Consider the following 16,116-nt stretch of genomic DNA (forward strand, 5'->3'; position numbering starts at 1 on the left):
TATAGGGAGGTCAATCAAATGACTGGTAAAGTAAAATGGTTTAATGCAGAAAAAGGTTTTGGTTTTATCGAGCGTGAAGATGGGGACGATGTATTCGTACATTTCTCAGCAATTCAAGCTGAAGGGTTCAAAACTCTTGAAGAAGGTCAAGAAGTTGAATTTGAAATCGTAGAAGGTAACCGCGGACCTCAGGCTGCTAACGTTACTCGTCTATAATCAATATAATTATTATAAAGACTTGTCTCTTTTACGAGATAAGTCTTTTTTTGGTTAAGGGATGACATTATATTACCTGGAGGAGATTGAAATGGCTTCATTTAACTGGAAATCCGAAGCAGAAACCGAGTGGGATAAACGAGCTGTTTTTTGGAATAAACGAAGTAGAGATATGTGGGATAATGGGAGTAGAAAAGATATCCTCCCATTTATGAAAAATTATATAGGAGAGGGAAGTAAGCTCCTTGATATTGGATGTGGAGATGGATATGGAACACACAAACTATTCGAGAGCGGCTATGATGCAACTGGTGTTGATCTATCACAGGAAATGATTCGGATTGCGAATTCAAGGGAGAAGGATAATATCGACTTTTTGCAAGGCGATGTAAATAAGCTTCCTTTTGCAGAGCATCATTTTGATGGCGTCTTGGCAATCAATGTACTCGAATGGGTTGAAGATCCGCTGCATGCTTTACACGAAATGAAGCGAGTTGTAAACAAGAACGGAATACTTTGCGTTGGTGTTCTTGGGCCGACAGCTGGACCGCGAACAAATAGCTATCCACGTTTACTCGGAGAAAAAGCAATCTGCAATACCATGATGCCTTGGGAGTTCAGTCAACTTGCTTCAGACCTTTCATTAGAATATGTTGACAGCTATGGTGTTTATAAATCGGAAGTGGAAGAAAGACATTATCATGATCTTCCGTTAAAATTAAAGCAATCACTCTGTTTTATGTGGGTATTTATGATGAGGAATGTAGGTGAATGAAGTGAATGAAAAAGAAAAACAAGTTATTGAGAACTATCAAAACGATGAGAAAATGATGATATTGATCTATTCACAGTGGTGTATTAATAACGGGTTGGATCCAGTTGAACTTTATGAAAAAGCATACCCAGGCCAGCTGAAAAACAATGCTTTAAAGGAGGTCATGGAGGAGACGGTGCCTGCCAAGGAATCTGCTGAGATTGCTGATCAAACTGTATTGAATGTGTTGCAATTATTTGGGAATGATGATTTAGCCTTTATCGTTCAGGAACATATAGAAAAGCGGGATAACTGAATAATTCCCGCTTTTCACTCAGTGGAAAGAATAGAGGACTAGATGCGAATTTCGCTCGGCTTATTCTCCGAACACTGAAATAACTCTTCCCCAGGCCAATGTCTAACTCCCATCCGTTTGCTTTAGCTTTGCTCAAACCATTTGATGAGTGCTTGCGTTCCACTATCTTCCTCACCATTTTCAGCAAGTTCTTTATATAGCTTTAATGACAGGGATAGCCCAGGAGTCTCTATTCCGAGTTCTTCTGCAGATTCAAGTGCAATCGTCATGTCTTTAATGAAATGCTTGATGTAAAAACCTGGAGCAAAATCGCCTGCTAGCATACGTGGGCCGAGCTTTGAAAGTGAAAAACTTCCTGCTGCGCCAGATGAAATGTTTTCCAGTACGCGTTCCGGGTTAAGACCTGCCTTTTTGGCATAAACAATGGCTTCGCAAACACCAATCATTGTAGTAGCTATCGTTATTTGATTTACCATTTTTGTATATTGGCCGGCACCAGCTTCACCTTGTAGCATAATATTCTCCCCAATTACTTCAAATAATGGAAGGAGTTCTGAAAAAGCTCCCTCATCCCCACCAACCATAATGGAGAGCTTCCCGCTTTTGGCGCCGATATCACCACCGGAAACTGGTGCATCTAATGCATGTATCTGTTTTTCTTGCGCTTTCTGATAAATGGTCTTGGCTAGCGATGGCTTGGAGGTCGTCATGTCAATAACAAAGCTACCAGCTTTTGCATTTTCCAAAATACCATTTTCTCCAAAATATACCTCTTCGACATCACTTGGATAACCGACCATCGTAATAATGACATCCGATGATGAAGCGAGCTCTGCTACAGAGCTTTTCCATGCAGCGCCAAGTTCGAATAATTCGTTCGCTTTTTCCTTTGTTCGCGTATAGATATTTATCGCATATCCAGATTGATATAGATTTTTTGCCATACTTTTCCCCATAACACCAGTTCCGATGAACCCTATCGTCTTATCTTTAGTAAGCATAAAAAAGTCTCTCCTTATATTTCACATTTCATTCTCTATATATAAGTATTCGACAATTTTTGCTTGAATCCTTTTTCAAAGCATGGAATTTATAAAACGAATAAGAACAAACCTTTGAAGGGGAAGATTCCCGGGATTGACATGAATTGGGAGCGTTATTGTAGAATCAATAATCTCCATCTACACATAGTATAGTTATCGGTAATCATATTGATGGAGGAGGATAGCAATGATCCGTAAAGAGCTACTATCCAAATGCAAAGAAGCTTTAACAACCAGGCAGTCTGAGTTAATCAAACAGGTTCAAGACCATTTTGGAATGAAATATGAATTTGCCAAAGAAACGTCTGGCGAATTGTCAAATTATGATAATCATCCTGCTGACACGGGTACCGAGCTTTTTGAAAGAGAAAAGGATTTAGCACTTAATGAACATGCTGAAAAAGAATTGGAAGAAATCAATGAAGCACTCCATGCAATAGAAGAAGGAACGTATGGCATATGCAAAATATGTGGTGCAGATATTCCTAATGAACGTTTAGTTGCAGTTCCGACAACAGATACTTGTGTAGAACATGCAAAGAACGAAACGTTTAACCGAGGCCGTCCAATTGAAGAAGAAGTGTTCAGTCCGAATATAAATCCGGATGAAGTAACAGATGAGGAGCAAGTTGGCTATGATGCAGAAGATGCATGGCAGGAGGTTAGCCGCTATGGGACATCCGAGACCCCATCTGACTTTTATGGTGATAAAGAGCATTATAACGACATGTTTCCAAACAGTGATGAAAATGTAGGGTCTGTTGAAGATTTAGAAAATTTTCTTGCTGCAGATATTCACGGGAAATTTATTGGCGTCGCGCCAAATCATGATAAGCACGAGGAATAAAGTAAAGACTCCTGTACCCAGCCAGGAGTCTTTACTTGATGATGTTGTTTATGCAATTAAATCAATCGCTATTTAAAAAAAGTCTGTTACATTGCCTAGAAATGCAAAAACCATTTGTTGAACGAGGTAGCCAGCAATAAGCATGCCAACAATATAAATTCCAATTAATACATAAATAGAATCAAAGCCGTTAACAGGCTGTTCAAGCATAATAAATGTTGGAATAAGTAAAATTGGAGCTATTAAGCTGATTAAAACGAGCGTTCCGGCAAATGGTAGCTGTATAGATGCAAGTAATACACCTAGGACAGCAATGGTGAGGAAAGGAACCAGATAAGCTCCTACTTTAGCAGTAGTAGCTGTAATCGTTGCTGTGTGAGCAGCTAGCTTTAAACCACCATAAATCAAGGCAATAACGACTGCGAATAAAATTAATAATCGTAAAAATGGCGCTAAGAAGCCTTCTACAAACGTCGTACCAAAATAACTATTATTTAATGTGATAAATGTACTGATTGCGAATAGTAAAGTAAAAAGTGCTATGGTTATTGTTCCAGAAATCCATTCCTTACCATCGATTTTCTTTGCATGGCTAGGGTTTTTTAATAATGTTAAGAAGAAGCTTCCAAAGTTACCTGCTACTTGTTTTCCTTTTTCTAATGCTTCGTTGGTCGTTTGATTTTCCACTGTAGCAGGTTGGCTTGCTTCAGCAGCTACCACTTCTGATGTAAGATTTGGGTTAGGATCTGAAGTTGCTGCAACCTCCTCATTTGTTAATGATGCTCCACAGTTTGTACAAAATTTTCCTGATTCTGTTTCCTCTTTACAAGATGGACAGATCATTTTTACACTTCCTTTCTAATTTGATGAGTAAATGTGCCTTGCATTTACTTTCGACATCGTTTTACTAAATTCCTTGTTCAAAATGAGTGTACGGAAGTAAGGAATCAAAAGCAACTATATCATTCATATTCAATGGATTACTATATATGTACGGAAAGAGGATGACTTTGGTTTCATTATCTTGAATTTTCGTTGTCTTGTAATAAAAACATGAGCCTGCCTTAATAGATGTGCTTAAGGCAGGCTCATAATCATGCTTATTCATTTTCTTCAGTCTGTTCGACTAGCTTAAGATTTGTTGTTTGATGTTCTCCGTCACGAATATATTCAATTTCAATATCATCGCCGATATTGGTTTCGGAATATAAGTATTTTCGTAATTCAAGTATGGAGGTTACTTCCTGACCATTGATTTTTGTAATTACATCAAATTGTTGTAAACCAGCTGCATCTGCAGGTGAGCCAGATTGTACATCTGCGACAACCATACCACCTTCCACATCTTCTGGAAGATTGATTTCATAACGGTATTGCGGTGGGACCTGATGAAGTGAAGCTGTGCTTATCCCGATTAATGGACGTGAAATTTCTCCTGATTCTAGCTGTTCCATAATTGGAAGTGCAGCACTTACAGGAATGGCGAAACCAATCCCTTCTACAGAGCTTTGAGCGATTTTCATGGAATTGATTCCAATAACTTCTCCATTTGAGTTCACTAAAGCCCCGCCACTATTACCGGGGTTAATCGCTGCATCTGTTTGTAGTACTTCTGTTATCCAATCCGCTTGCCCATCGCTGTTTGTATCAACCTCTACAGTACGATTTAACCCACTAATAATTCCTTTTGTTACGGTATTTGCAAAGTCGAGTCCTAATGGATTTCCAATTGCAAGAACTGTTTCTCCCACTGCTAAATCATCGGAAGATCCCAAGTTTGCGACTGTATCAATCGAGGCGCCATCCACTTCTAATACTGCTAAATCGGTTAGCGTATCTCCACCAAGTACAGTTGCTGGTATTCGCTCATCATCATTTAATACAATTTCAACCTCCTTTGCATTTGCCACGACATGCTGATTTGTTACGATATATGCTTTTCCATTTTCTTTTTTATAAATGATACCAGAGCCAGTTCCAGCCTCTTGACTACCTTCCCAAACATTACCTTCCTGCATGTTAACGACACCAACTACCGCTTGAGAAACCTCGTTTATATTGGTCGAGACATCAGCCTCATCGGACGCTAGTGTTTCGACGATATTTGGTGTTGAAGCTTCTTCTGCTGTTTCATGGGTATTTGTTTCGGCTGTATCCATTGGGATCATATTATTTGTGAATAAAAGAGCAACAATAACTGCTGAAATAACCCCACCGAGGACTCCGCTCAAGAGCCCGCTAAAACCCCTCTTTTTATTGGAGGTTGGTTCATTCCTTTCTGACTTATATGTGCGCTCATTCGTATTACTTACTACTGATTCGCTTGCTTCTATTTGTTCTTTTTGTATGTCTGTTTGATCGAAGGAATTAGAATCATGTTCGTTTTTATTGTGAAAATCATTATTATTATTATCCATCATGTGTGTCCTCCTTTGCTTGTTATACCGCTTGTATAGTTTTATTATATAGATCCATGTTGGGAACAATTTGGGATAAATGTGGAAAAATTGTGTAATGACACATATTGGTGTAAAGAATGGACGGTTTATGTAAAAATAGAACTATCATGAATTCGAAAAGGTGACAGACGATGAATTATCATATTGGACTTGTTGAAGATGACGCGAACATCCAAAATATTGTTTCTGCTTATTTAAAGAAAGAAGGCTATGAAGTAACGATTATGGATTCTGCAGAAAAAGGCTGGGAGCTCTGGGAAAACGACCCACCGGATATGTGGATTCTTGATATTATGCTACCAGGGATGGACGGTTACGAATTTTGTAAAAAACTACGTACGAAGAGTGAGGTGCCAATTATCATTATCTCCGCGAAAGATGATGAAATCGATAAAATCCTTGGACTGGAATTAGGTGGCGACGATTATTTAACGAAGCCTTTCAGCCCTAGAGAACTTGTTGCAAGGGTGAAACGACTTTTCCGCAGAACATTGCCGAAACATAATCTGCAGGAAGAGCAAACAGATCGCTTGAAAGTGGACCATCTTCTAATCTATAGAGAAGATCGTCGAATTTTCTTCCAGGGAAATGAATATGAAGTAACATCCAAAGAATACGATATGCTTTTGCTATTTGCCGAAAATCCGAACCGGGCTTTTTCTAGGGAAGATTTATTATTAAAAATTTGGGGGAATGATTATTTCGGAAGCGATCGTGCTGTAGATGATTTAGTAAAAAGAATTCGTAAAAAAATGGACAATATCCCACTAGAAACGGTGTGGGGTTATGGATATCGTCTGCGTAAAGAAGAGGAGTAACGATGAAACTTCATTCTCAGCTAAATGCGGCATTTACAACGCTACTACTTGTTATTATGGCAGCGGCTAGCTATGTTATTTACTCGTTGATTCTTGATTTGCTAATCCAAGATGAGCAGCGGCAATTAAAGGAAACGGGAGAGCTTTTAGTTAGCTTTCTTAACGAACAGTTTGAAACAGTCGGTGATTACAGGCAGTTTAATGAATTTTTGCAGGATCAGGACTTGCAGATTTTTCTATATGATCGGAATAGCGATGCTGTTCTAATGTCGACCATGTCGGCTCCGGTTGTCAGTGAATTCTTTGAAGCGAACAACTTCTCAGCGACCAATCAAACATTGTGGGAGTATGGAAATGAGCGGTTTGTTACGTCAAGAATTTTATTTTATCCAGAGATATCTGGACTAGAATTAATCTTGCTTACACCGATGGACGATCTAACCGTTGTACAGCAAAGCTTCTTTATTCGCTTATTTCTCGTCTTCTTAATTGGTGCTGCAGCTGCTGTTTTACTCAGTTATTTTATGACAAATAAGCTCGTTACGCCGCTTTCCCAATTAAAGGGAGAACTAAAGAAAATCGAAAAGCGCCAGTTTAATGAGATGAATCGAGTGAAAGCAACTGGAGAAATTAAGGAAGTAGAGCAAAGTGTGTATGATATGGCTAAGGAATTGGAAAGATATATGAATTCACAGCAAACCTTTTTCCAAAATGCCAGCCATGAATTGAAGACACCGTTGATGACGATTCAAGGCTATGCGGAAGGGATTAAGGATGGCATATTTGAAGATGTCGAAAAAGAAAAAGGACTGGAAGTAATGGTCTCGGAAGTGAAACGGCTTAAAGAGATCATAAATGAAATGATTTTATTAGCAAAATTAGACAGTGAACCATCTTCTTACACTCCTGTACCAATTGAAGGAGAATTACTGATAGCGCAAGTTGTTGACCGTGTCATTCCTTTAATTAATGAAAAAGGAATTCAGCTTCAACATCAGGTTGACGAAAATATTGAATTTGTTGCCGATGAAGAAAAATTATTGAGAGCTTTATTAAATATCGTTTTTAACGGGATACGTCATGCAAAGTCAGAAGTGTCGATACGAGTTGTTCAGAAAAAACAGCATGTAGAAATTCTAATTGAGGATGACGGAGATGGAATCGCAGAAGAACAAGCAGAACAAATTTTTCATCGGTTTGTTAAAGGAAAAGATGGGGAAACTGGTTTAGGACTAGCGATTGCTCGTGCAATTGTGGAACAGTCAAACGGTAAAATTATAGTTGGAAAGTCGGAACTTGGTGGTGCGAAGTTTGAGATTCATTTGTTTCAAGAACGAAGAGCAATGGATAAAGCTTAATGCTTGAGATAATTGACATTAATGGAGAACAGTTTTTTAAAGAAATTGTAAAAAAAGCTGTTCAAATGAAAATAATATGATATAATTTTCTAGTTGAACATCCTGTGAATAATAGAGGGGCGTACTTTTTATGCAATTAAGAGAAGATATTCGTAATATCGCAATTATTGCCCACGTTGACCATGGTAAAACGACATTAGTAGATCAGCTTTTAAAATACTCCGGAACTTTCCGTGAAAATGAACAAGTTGACGAACGTGCGATGGACTCAGGTGATATTGAGCGTGAGCGTGGAATTACTATTTTGGCGAAGAACACTGCAGTAAAGTATCAAGAAAATACGACGATAAACATTTTAGATACACCAGGACACGCTGATTTCGGTGGCGAAGTAGAGCGTATTATGAAAATGGTTGATGGTGTAGCACTAGTCGTAGATGCTTATGAGGGAACAATGCCACAAACACGTTTTGTATTGAAGAAAGCATTAGAACAGAAATTAACACCAATTGTTGTTTTAAATAAAATAGATCGACCAAATGCAAGACCGACCGAAGTTATAGATGAAGTGCTTGATCTTTTCATCGAGCTTGGAGCAGATGATGAACAGCTTGAATTCCCTGTCGTTTATGCATCAGCATTAAACGGAACTTCTGGTCTTGAACCTGAAGATCAACAGGAAACAATGGATCCTATTTTCACTACCATTATGGAGCATATTCCGGCACCAGCTAATAATAGTGAAGACCCGTTACAGTTCCAAGTAACATTGCTTGATTATAATGATTATGTTGGACGAATTGGAGTTGGTCGTATTGTTCGTGGAACAATTAAAGTTGGCCAACAAGTTGTTGTACTGAAAGAAGACGGAACGAATAAATCCTTCCGTGTTACGAAGCTATTTGGTTTCATTGGCTTAAAACGGATTGAAATTGAGGAAGCAAAAGCAGGGGATATTGTCGCTGTTTCTGGCATGGAAGATCTGAATGTAGGGGATACAATTTGTCCATCAGATCATCCAGAGGATCTCCCACGCCTACGCATTGATGAACCAACACTACAAATGACTTTCCTTGTTAATAACAGTCCATTTGCTGGTCGCGAAGGGAAATATATTACTTCTCGTAAAATCGAAGAACGGTTACTGAAACAATTAGAAACAGATGTGAGTCTGCGGGTTGATCCGACAGAATCACCAGATGCATGGATTGTATCTGGACGTGGTGAACTTCATTTGTCAATTCTAATTGAAAATATGCGCCGTGAAGGGTACGAGCTGCAGCTTTCTAAGCCGCAAGTAATCATTAAGGAAATTGATGGTGTGAAATCCGAGCCTGTAGAACGTGTACAAGTCGATGTACCAGAAGAATATACTGGAGCAGTTATGGAGTCACTTGGGGCACGTAAAGGCGAAATGCTTGATATGGTAAACCATGGAAATGGACAAGTTCGTCTTGAATTTAAAGTTCCATCTCGTGGATTGCTTGGCTATTCTACAGAATTTATGTCACAAACTCGTGGCTATGGTATTTTAAACCATACGTTTGAAGCATACGAGCCAGTAATCAAAGGGCAAGTTGGCGGTAGACGTGAAGGTGTGCTTGTTGCATTGGAAAACGGAAAAGCTTCGACTTACGGAATTATGGGATTAGAAGACCGTGGGGTCATCTTTGTTAACCCAGGTACAGAAGTCTATGCTGGAATGATTGTAGGCGAGCATAATCGTGAAAATGACCTAACGGTTAATGTTACGAAAGAAAAACATTTAACAAATGTGCGTTCTGCTAACAAGGATCAAACATCAACGATTCGTAAAACGCGTGATATGTCGCTAGAAGAAGCTTTAGAGTACTTAAATGAAGATGAGTATTGTGAAGTAACACCAGAATCAATTCGCTTGCGTAAAAAGATTTTGAATAAAAACGAACGTGAAAAAGCAGCGAAGAAAAGTAAATAAGTGAATGTATGTACAGCAATGGCTAGATATGGCCATTGCTGTTTTTGTTTGTTCTTTGTTCCTTATGCGTATTCTCACTAATTATTATCAGACACATCCAAATAATTACATCCAAATAATTCCATTGCAAAGATTAATTCGTTAAAATAAAAGTAATAAAACTACTAGATAAGGAGTTGGCTTTATGGATAGGGATAAAAAAGATCATAGGGATACATTTGACAGAACGTTTATCGGAAGTTCTGGTTTTATGATAATTCTTGTTTTAGTCATTATAATTGGCAGTCTGATTTTTAATTATTTCAAATAAAAGTAAGAGCTAATCGTAAACCCTGTTTGTCCCAAAAAAGATGAGGGTAGACTTATATACAAATTGATTTTTATGCGGAAGGAGATGATTCCATATTCGTTACGGAATAGTCGTTATACTCTTTGCTTGTGTAATCATTGCTGGGTGTGCAACAGATAATAATGATACACCGGTAGATGACTCGACTGAGGAGGAACAAGAGGATACAGAACAAGCTGTTCCTGGAGATGAGAGAGAAGTTCTTGCTGATAATTTAGAGGCGCCATGGGCAATCGCAAAGGCGGGTGATACCTTTTATATTAGTGAGCGAACTGGATCGATTGTCACAATTGATGGGGAAGAGCAATCAAGAAAAGCCGTACAATTGGAAAAGGAAATATCTGAAGAAGCAGAAGCTGGACTTTTAGGAATTGTCATCCCAGAAGATTTTTCAGATACGAATGAAGCATATGCCTATTATTCCTATCAGGAGGAGGGAGAAACCTATCAACGTGTTGTATCGATTGAAGAACAGGATGACAATTGGGTAGAAACAGCTGTCCTGTTAGATGAAATTCCTGGTGGGTCTTTCCATCATGGTGGAAGAATGGAGATTGGCCCAGATGATAAATTATATGTGACTACTGGCGATGCGTCGATTCCGGAATTAGCGCAGGATAGAGATAGTTTAGCGGGGAACATACTTCGACTTAATCTGGATGGTACTATCCCTGAGGATAATCCGATTGAGAATTCATATGTGTTTTCTTATGGCCATCGCAACCCGCAAGGACTTGCATGGAGTCCAGAAGGTGAATTGTTTGCTACGGAACACGGAAATCAAGCGCATGATGAAGTGAATCAGATCCTTCCAGGAGCTAATTATGGCTGGCCAGTTATTGAAGGTGATGAGACTGAAGATGGAATGGAGGTTCCACTCATTCATTCAGGAGATGAGACATGGGCACCTTCTGGTATAGATCATTACGAGGGTAATTTTTATTTTGCTTCATTACGTGGGGAAGGATTAAGGAAATTCGACCCAGTTAATGAAACAGAAGAATTAATTATATATGATGTAGGAAGAGTCCGTGACGTACTAGCAGCAGAGAATGGTCTCTATATGATCACAAATAATACGGATGGTAGAGGAGACCCGACAGAAGATGATGATCGTCTGTTGTTTATACCAATTCCGGAAAATCAATTGCATTAGTTTAAAGGCCTTTTGTTCTGTTGGCGGACGAAAGGCTTTTTTATATTGAAAAATGAATGGTTTTAGATGCGCGTTATATAGGGAAAAGGTAAACGTGATATACCATTTCCAATATTATCCCTATGTAAGCATTTGCAATACTTGTATATACAAGTTATACTTATCTGTGTAACATGTATATACAAGTTGAAGCATAATATAAACAAGTATAACAGGAGGGTTATAATGGTGAACAACGAGGAAACGCGAGCAAAAGAATTAATATATGCACCGCTTACAGGTAAGCGCATACCATTAGAAGATGTTCCAGACCCAACCTTTTCAGAAAAAATGATGGGTGAAGGGCTTGCAATTGAGCCGACGGATGGAAAAGTAGTTGCTCCGATTGATGGTGAAGTAACACTTACGTTTCCAACAAAGCATGCAATTGGATTAAAAAGTAAATCAGGTATTGAGATTCTTATTCATATTGGATTGGAAACGGTTAATCTGGATGGAGAGGGATTCGAGGTTCATGTGAATGAAGGTGATCAACTAAGTATAGGAGATCCGCTCGTAACCTTTGATTTGGAATTAATCAAACTAAAAGCAGCAAGCTCCATTACTCCAATTATTATTACAAATGGAGATACAGTGGAGAACCTAGAGAAAACGGGTGAAGCAAATGTTATAGCAGGAGAAAGCCAATTTCTACAGGTTAGTGTAAAAGAAGGAAAGAAAGAAGAACGTTCAACAATCACAAAAAAGGGAACGCAATATAGTGAGGAAGCCGAAGCAATTGTTACAGCTGTTGGTGGATTAGAAAACGTGCGAGCGGCAACACATTGTGTTACAAGGCTTCGATTTGCTTTAACAGATGAGGATCAGGTTGATAAAGCAGCATTAGAAGAGATGGATATTGTAAAAGGGACTTTTTCAGCGAATGGACAGTTTCAAGTAATTATTGGACAAGGAACGGTAGACAAAGTATACAAAGCGATGGTCAATGAAACGGGAATTAGTGAAGCATCAAAAGAAGATGTAAAAGCTGCCGGTGGTAAGAAGCAAAATGCCTTACAGCGAGGAATTAAAGTTTTAGCAGATATTTTTATCCCGATTCTTCCAGCGATTATTACAGCAGGACTGCTAATGGGGATTAATAATATCTTAGCAAACCCTGGTATCTTTGGCAGGGGAGCACCATCCGTTATCGAGATGTACCCACAATGGGATGGTCTTGCAAGTATGATTAATATAATCGCCAATACCGCATTCACCTTTTTGCCTGCTTTAATTGGTTGGTCTGCAGTGAAGAGGTTTGGCGGAAGTGAACTGTTAGGTGTTGTACTTGGTTTAATCATGGTTCATCCAGACTTATTAAACGCTTGGGCTTATGGGGAGGCACTTGAAGCTGGTACAGTACCAACATGGAATTTATTTGGTTGGGAAATCAATATGATTGGTTATCAAGGTCAGGTATTGCCAGTATTATTTGCATCCTTAGTATTAGCGAAGATTGAAATATTTATGAGAAAACGTGTTATTGACTCGTTGCAATTATTAATCGTAGCTCCAGTTGCATTACTCGTTACAGGATTTTTAACCTTCATTATTATTGGACCAGTTACGTTTACAGTAGGCAACTGGATTACAGACGGTTTGATCGCTATATTTGAAGCTGCACCGATCATTGGTGGTCTCGTATATGGAGCAATCTATGGACCATTAGTCATCACGGGAATGCATCATACCTTCTTAGCGGTAGACTTACAGCTGATTGGCAGTACAGAAACAACATTCTTATGGCCAATCCTTGCACTATCTAATATTGCGCAAGGTGCTGCGGCTTTTGCGATAATGAAGGTAGCTAAAGAAGAGAAGCTAAAAGGACTTGCAGGTACGTCAGGAATTTCCGCTTGGCTAGGTATTACGGAGCCAGCAATGTTTGGCGTGAACTTGCGATATAAGTATCCTTTCTATGCAGCAATTACAGGTTCTGCAATTGCCGGTGCCTTTATTACAATGCAAAATGTACTTGCTACTTCCATTGGTGTTGGCGGAGTACCGGGCATTTTTTCCATTGTTCCATCAGGATGGATTTCATTTGGTATTGGAATGGCAATTGTAATCATTTTCCCTTTTGTCATTACGTACGTTATTGCAAAACGCAAATTAAATAGACATTAATTCAACTAGATTAGGAGTGAAAATATGAGTGAAGCATGGTGGAAGAAGTCAGTCGTTTATCAAATTTATCCAAAAAGTTTTCACGATACAACAGGAAATGGAACAGGAGATATTCAAGGTATTATCTCGAAATTAGATTACCTGAAAAAGCTGGGTGTCGATGTTATTTGGTTAACACCGGTTTATAAATCACCACAGAATGATAATGGATATGATATAAGTGATTACTATTCCATTGAACCAAGCTATGGAACCATGGAAGATTTTGAGGAGTTACTAGAAGAAACACATCGACGTGATATGAAGCTGATTATGGATCTTGTAATTAATCACACATCAACAGAGCATGAATGGTTTCAGGAAGCAAAGAAATCGAAGGATAATCCATACCGTGACTTCTATATTTGGAAGAATCCGGTCGATGGAGAAGAGCCAAACAATTGGCAATCCAAATTCGGAGGCTCTGCATGGCAATATGATGAGCAAACAGAACAATTTTACTTGCATTTATTTGATCGAACACAGGCAGATTTGAATTGGGAAAATGAAAAGCTGCAAGAAAAACTTTTTGATATGATGCGCTTTTGGGCGGAAAAAGGAATTGATGGATTTCGACTCGATGTCATTAATTTAATTTCAAAAGATCAAGCCTTTCCAAATGATGACATTGGGGATGGTCGCAGATTTTATACAGACGGACCTCGCATCCATGAATATTTAAATAAAGTGAATCAGGAAGTATTTTCGAAATATGATATGCTGACGGTCGGTGAAATGTCGTCAACATCACTCGATGCTTGTGTTCTTTATACGCAGCCAGAGCGACAAGAGCTATCCATGACATTCCAATTCCATCATTTGAAAGTGGATTATCCAAATGGAGAAAAGTGGACAAAAGCTCCATTTGATTTCTTGAAGCTAAAGAAAATTCTTTCCGATTGGCAGGTTGGCATGCACGAAGAAAACGGCTGGAATGCTTTATTCTGGTGTAATCATGATCAGCCGCGTGCTGTATCACGATTTGGTGATGACACAAAGATGCCCCGTGAATCAGCAAAAATGCTTGCTACCACACTTCATATGATGAAAGGAACGCCATATATTTATCAAGGTGAGGAGATTGGGATGACGAATCCTAATTTCACTTCCATTGATGAATACCGTGATGTAGAGTCATTAAATGCGTACAAAACCTTACGAGATAGTGGGAAATCAGAACAGGAAACGATAGAGATTTTACAGCAGAAATCGCGTGACAACGGACGGACACCAATGCAATGGTCTAATGAAAAGCATGCAGGATTTACATCTGGAACACCGTGGATTAATGTTGCAGCTAACTATCCTGAGATCAATGTTACTCAAGCCTTAGCGGATAAAGATTCTATTTTTTATCACCATCAGCAGTTGATTCAATTACGAAAGAAGTATGATATCATTACGTATGGGGACTATCAACTACTATTTGAAGAAGATCCTCAAATATTTGCATATACGAGAAACTGGAATGGCGAAAAGCTAATTGTTGTAAGTAATTTTTCTGGAGACACTGCAACGGTAAATTTACAGCTAGACAAGAAAATAGCAAATCCACAAGTTTTGTTATCCAATTACGCTGATTCACCACAGTCGTTGGAACAGTTAAATTTAAGACCTTATGAATCCATTGTTTATCACGTATTAACGGGGATGTAATAGCACTATCTCAAATTGTGAGAAGAAAACAGCACTAATGTGAAGTGGAAGATGGAACCTTTCGCTGAATGAAGTTTTTCTTTATTATGCAACGTAATGAGGTTTAAGGTATGCAAAAGAAGTATTTAACAATCTACGATGATTTAGTAAACAAAATACAAGCAAATACATGGCCGGTATCGACACTATTGCCTTCTGAAAATGAATTAACGATTCAGTATAATACGTCACGAGAAACAATCCGTAAGGCACTGAACCTGTTATCGCAAAATGGTTATATCCAGAAGGTGCGGGGAAAGGGATCGATCGTGATAGATATTCATAAGTTTTCTTTTCCTGTTTCTGGTATTGAGAGCTATACAGAGCTGGCGGAAAAACTTCAGTTGAAGAGTATTACTGTCGTACATCAATTGGGGTACTTAGACGCAAATCATGAGATAGCTAAAATATTAGCGATGACTCCGGATGAGCGCACGTGGAATGTTGTGCGAGTACGCGAGATTTCTGGAGAGAAAATTATATTAGATAAAGATTACTTCACGGAGCGTAATGTTCCGCTGCTCTCCCTTGAGGTATGTGAGAAATCAATCTATGATCACATTGAAAATAATCTGGGGCTGGAGATTGGCTTTGCTCAAAAGGAAATTGTCGTTGAAGAACCAACGGAAGAAGATCGTGAATTATTGGATTTAGAAGGGTTCTCTAATATCGTCGTTATCCGAAGCCAGGTTTATTTACAAGATGCTAATTTATTTCAGTATACAGAGTCTAGGCATCGCCCCGACAAATTTCGCTTTATTGACTTTGCGAGAAGAGTAAAGAACTAAGTGGGAATATCTATATTCGATATGTTGGATTGTGATTTTATCTGACTATAGTTCATCGTTATTGGTACAAGTAAAAAAGGGGCTGGGACATAACTAGCCAAATGAACTGAAAAATGGTTCCAATCATCGGTTTTTGATGATTGGAACCATTTTTC

The 16,116-nt window shown here is 38.7% G+C and carries 14 protein-coding genes; 11 read left to right on the forward strand and 3 right to left on the reverse strand.

Annotated features, from left to right (window positions below; all coding sequences use genetic code 11):
• The first annotated feature begins 18 nt into the window (after window positions 1–18).
• The 3 genes from F1560_RS03705 to F1560_RS03715 all read left to right on the forward strand — a co-directional run bounded on the left by F1560_RS03705 (window position 19) and on the right by F1560_RS03715 (window position 1,286).
• Window positions 19–216: a cold shock domain-containing protein gene (locus F1560_RS03705; RefSeq protein ID WP_067726342.1), complete on the forward strand. Its 198-nt coding sequence runs from the start codon at window positions 19–21 to the stop codon at window positions 214–216.
• A 91-nt stretch (window positions 217–307) separates the two neighbouring features.
• Window positions 308–991, forward strand: a complete 684-nt coding sequence (locus F1560_RS03710; RefSeq protein ID WP_149473294.1) for a class I SAM-dependent methyltransferase — start codon at window positions 308–310, stop codon at window positions 989–991.
• 52 nt (window positions 992–1,043) lie between these two features.
• The gene (locus tag F1560_RS03715) at window positions 1,044–1,286 is read left to right on the forward strand and encodes a hypothetical protein (protein WP_245347843.1); all 243 of its coding nucleotides are present in this window, start codon (window positions 1,044–1,046) and stop codon (window positions 1,284–1,286) included.
• Window positions 1,287–1,408: 122 nt separating this feature from the next.
• Here the strand turns inward: F1560_RS03715 and F1560_RS03720 are convergent, their stop codons facing one another.
• Window positions 1,409–2,287 carry an NAD(P)-dependent oxidoreductase gene (locus F1560_RS03720; protein WP_149473295.1) on the reverse strand — a complete coding sequence of 293 codons (879 nt, stop codon included), beginning with the start codon at window positions 2,285–2,287 and terminating at the stop codon, window positions 1,409–1,411.
• A gap of 229 nt (window positions 2,288–2,516) precedes the next feature.
• Here F1560_RS03720 and F1560_RS03725 point away from each other — a divergent pair, with 229 nt between their 5' ends.
• Window positions 2,517–3,176, forward strand: a complete 660-nt coding sequence (locus tag F1560_RS03725; protein ID WP_149473296.1) for a TraR/DksA C4-type zinc finger protein — start codon at window positions 2,517–2,519, stop codon at window positions 3,174–3,176.
• Between the two features lie 72 nt (window positions 3,177–3,248).
• Here F1560_RS03725 and F1560_RS03730 read toward each other — a convergent pair whose 3' ends face one another.
• Window positions 3,249–4,019 carry a zinc ribbon domain-containing protein gene (locus F1560_RS03730; protein WP_149473297.1) on the reverse strand — a complete coding sequence of 257 codons (771 nt, stop codon included), beginning with the start codon at window positions 4,017–4,019 and terminating at the stop codon, window positions 3,249–3,251.
• Between the two features lie 257 nt (window positions 4,020–4,276).
• Window positions 4,277–5,593 carry a S1C family serine protease gene (locus F1560_RS03735; RefSeq protein WP_149473298.1) on the reverse strand — a complete coding sequence of 439 codons (1,317 nt, stop codon included), beginning with the start codon at window positions 5,591–5,593 and terminating at the stop codon, window positions 4,277–4,279.
• 173 nt (window positions 5,594–5,766) lie between these two features.
• Here F1560_RS03735 and F1560_RS03740 point away from each other — a divergent pair, with 173 nt between their 5' ends.
• From F1560_RS03740 to treR, 7 genes are all read left to right on the forward strand, one after another.
• Window positions 5,767–6,453: a response regulator transcription factor gene (locus F1560_RS03740; protein WP_149473299.1), complete on the forward strand. Its 687-nt coding sequence runs from the start codon at window positions 5,767–5,769 to the stop codon at window positions 6,451–6,453.
• A gap of 2 nt (window positions 6,454–6,455) precedes the next feature.
• Window positions 6,456–7,811, forward strand: coding sequence for a sensor histidine kinase (locus F1560_RS03745; protein WP_149473300.1), 1,356 nt, complete (start codon window positions 6,456–6,458; stop codon window positions 7,809–7,811).
• 130 nt (window positions 7,812–7,941) lie between these two features.
• Window positions 7,942–9,768: a translational GTPase TypA gene (gene typA, locus F1560_RS03750; protein WP_149473301.1), complete on the forward strand. Its 1,827-nt coding sequence runs from the start codon at window positions 7,942–7,944 to the stop codon at window positions 9,766–9,768.
• A gap of 446 nt (window positions 9,769–10,214) precedes the next feature.
• On the forward strand, window positions 10,215–11,273 hold the full coding sequence (locus F1560_RS03755; protein WP_281292622.1) for a PQQ-dependent sugar dehydrogenase: 1,059 nt from the start codon (window positions 10,215–10,217) through the stop codon (window positions 11,271–11,273).
• Window positions 11,274–11,498: 225 nt separating this feature from the next.
• Window positions 11,499–13,439 carry a PTS system trehalose-specific EIIBC component gene (treP, locus tag F1560_RS03760; RefSeq protein ID WP_149473303.1) on the forward strand — a complete coding sequence of 647 codons (1,941 nt, stop codon included), beginning with the start codon at window positions 11,499–11,501 and terminating at the stop codon, window positions 13,437–13,439.
• A 24-nt stretch (window positions 13,440–13,463) separates the two neighbouring features.
• Window positions 13,464–15,134, forward strand: coding sequence for an alpha,alpha-phosphotrehalase (gene treC, locus F1560_RS03765; protein WP_149473304.1), 1,671 nt, complete (start codon window positions 13,464–13,466; stop codon window positions 15,132–15,134).
• A gap of 110 nt (window positions 15,135–15,244) precedes the next feature.
• On the forward strand, window positions 15,245–15,961 hold the full coding sequence (gene treR / locus F1560_RS03770) for a trehalose operon repressor (protein WP_149473305.1): 717 nt from the start codon (window positions 15,245–15,247) through the stop codon (window positions 15,959–15,961).
• Window positions 15,962–16,116 lie beyond the last annotated feature (155 nt).

The sequence above is a fragment of the Oceanobacillus polygoni genome (genome assembly GCF_008304605.1).
Classification (GTDB): domain Bacteria; phylum Bacillota; class Bacilli; order Bacillales; family Amphibacillaceae; genus Oceanobacillus; species Oceanobacillus polygoni.

Coding starts and splice junctions, on each gene's coding strand:
- treC (WP_149473304.1), top strand. CDS start 13,464: ATGAGTGAAGCATGGTGGAAGAAGTCAGTCGTTTATCAAATTTATCCA.
- F1560_RS03725 (WP_149473296.1), top strand. CDS start 2,517: ATGATCCGTAAAGAGCTACTATCCAAATGCAAAGAAGCTTTAACAACC.
- F1560_RS03745 (WP_149473300.1), top strand. CDS start 6,456: ATGAAACTTCATTCTCAGCTAAATGCGGCATTTACAACGCTACTACTT.
- F1560_RS03735 (WP_149473298.1), bottom strand. CDS start 5,593: ATGGATAATAATAATAATGATTTTCACAATAAAAACGAACATGATTCT.
- F1560_RS03705 (WP_067726342.1), top strand. CDS start 19: ATGACTGGTAAAGTAAAATGGTTTAATGCAGAAAAAGGTTTTGGTTTT.
- F1560_RS03710 (WP_149473294.1), top strand. CDS start 308: ATGGCTTCATTTAACTGGAAATCCGAAGCAGAAACCGAGTGGGATAAA.
- F1560_RS03740 (WP_149473299.1), top strand. CDS start 5,767: ATGAATTATCATATTGGACTTGTTGAAGATGACGCGAACATCCAAAAT.
- typA (WP_149473301.1), top strand. CDS start 7,942: ATGCAATTAAGAGAAGATATTCGTAATATCGCAATTATTGCCCACGTT.
- F1560_RS03720 (WP_149473295.1), bottom strand. CDS start 2,287: ATGCTTACTAAAGATAAGACGATAGGGTTCATCGGAACTGGTGTTATG.
- treP (WP_149473303.1), top strand. CDS start 11,499: ATGGTGAACAACGAGGAAACGCGAGCAAAAGAATTAATATATGCACCG.
- F1560_RS03715 (WP_245347843.1), top strand. CDS start 1,044: ATGATGATATTGATCTATTCACAGTGGTGTATTAATAACGGGTTGGAT.
- treR (WP_149473305.1), top strand. CDS start 15,245: ATGCAAAAGAAGTATTTAACAATCTACGATGATTTAGTAAACAAAATA.
- F1560_RS03730 (WP_149473297.1), bottom strand. CDS start 4,019: ATGATCTGTCCATCTTGTAAAGAGGAAACAGAATCAGGAAAATTTTGT.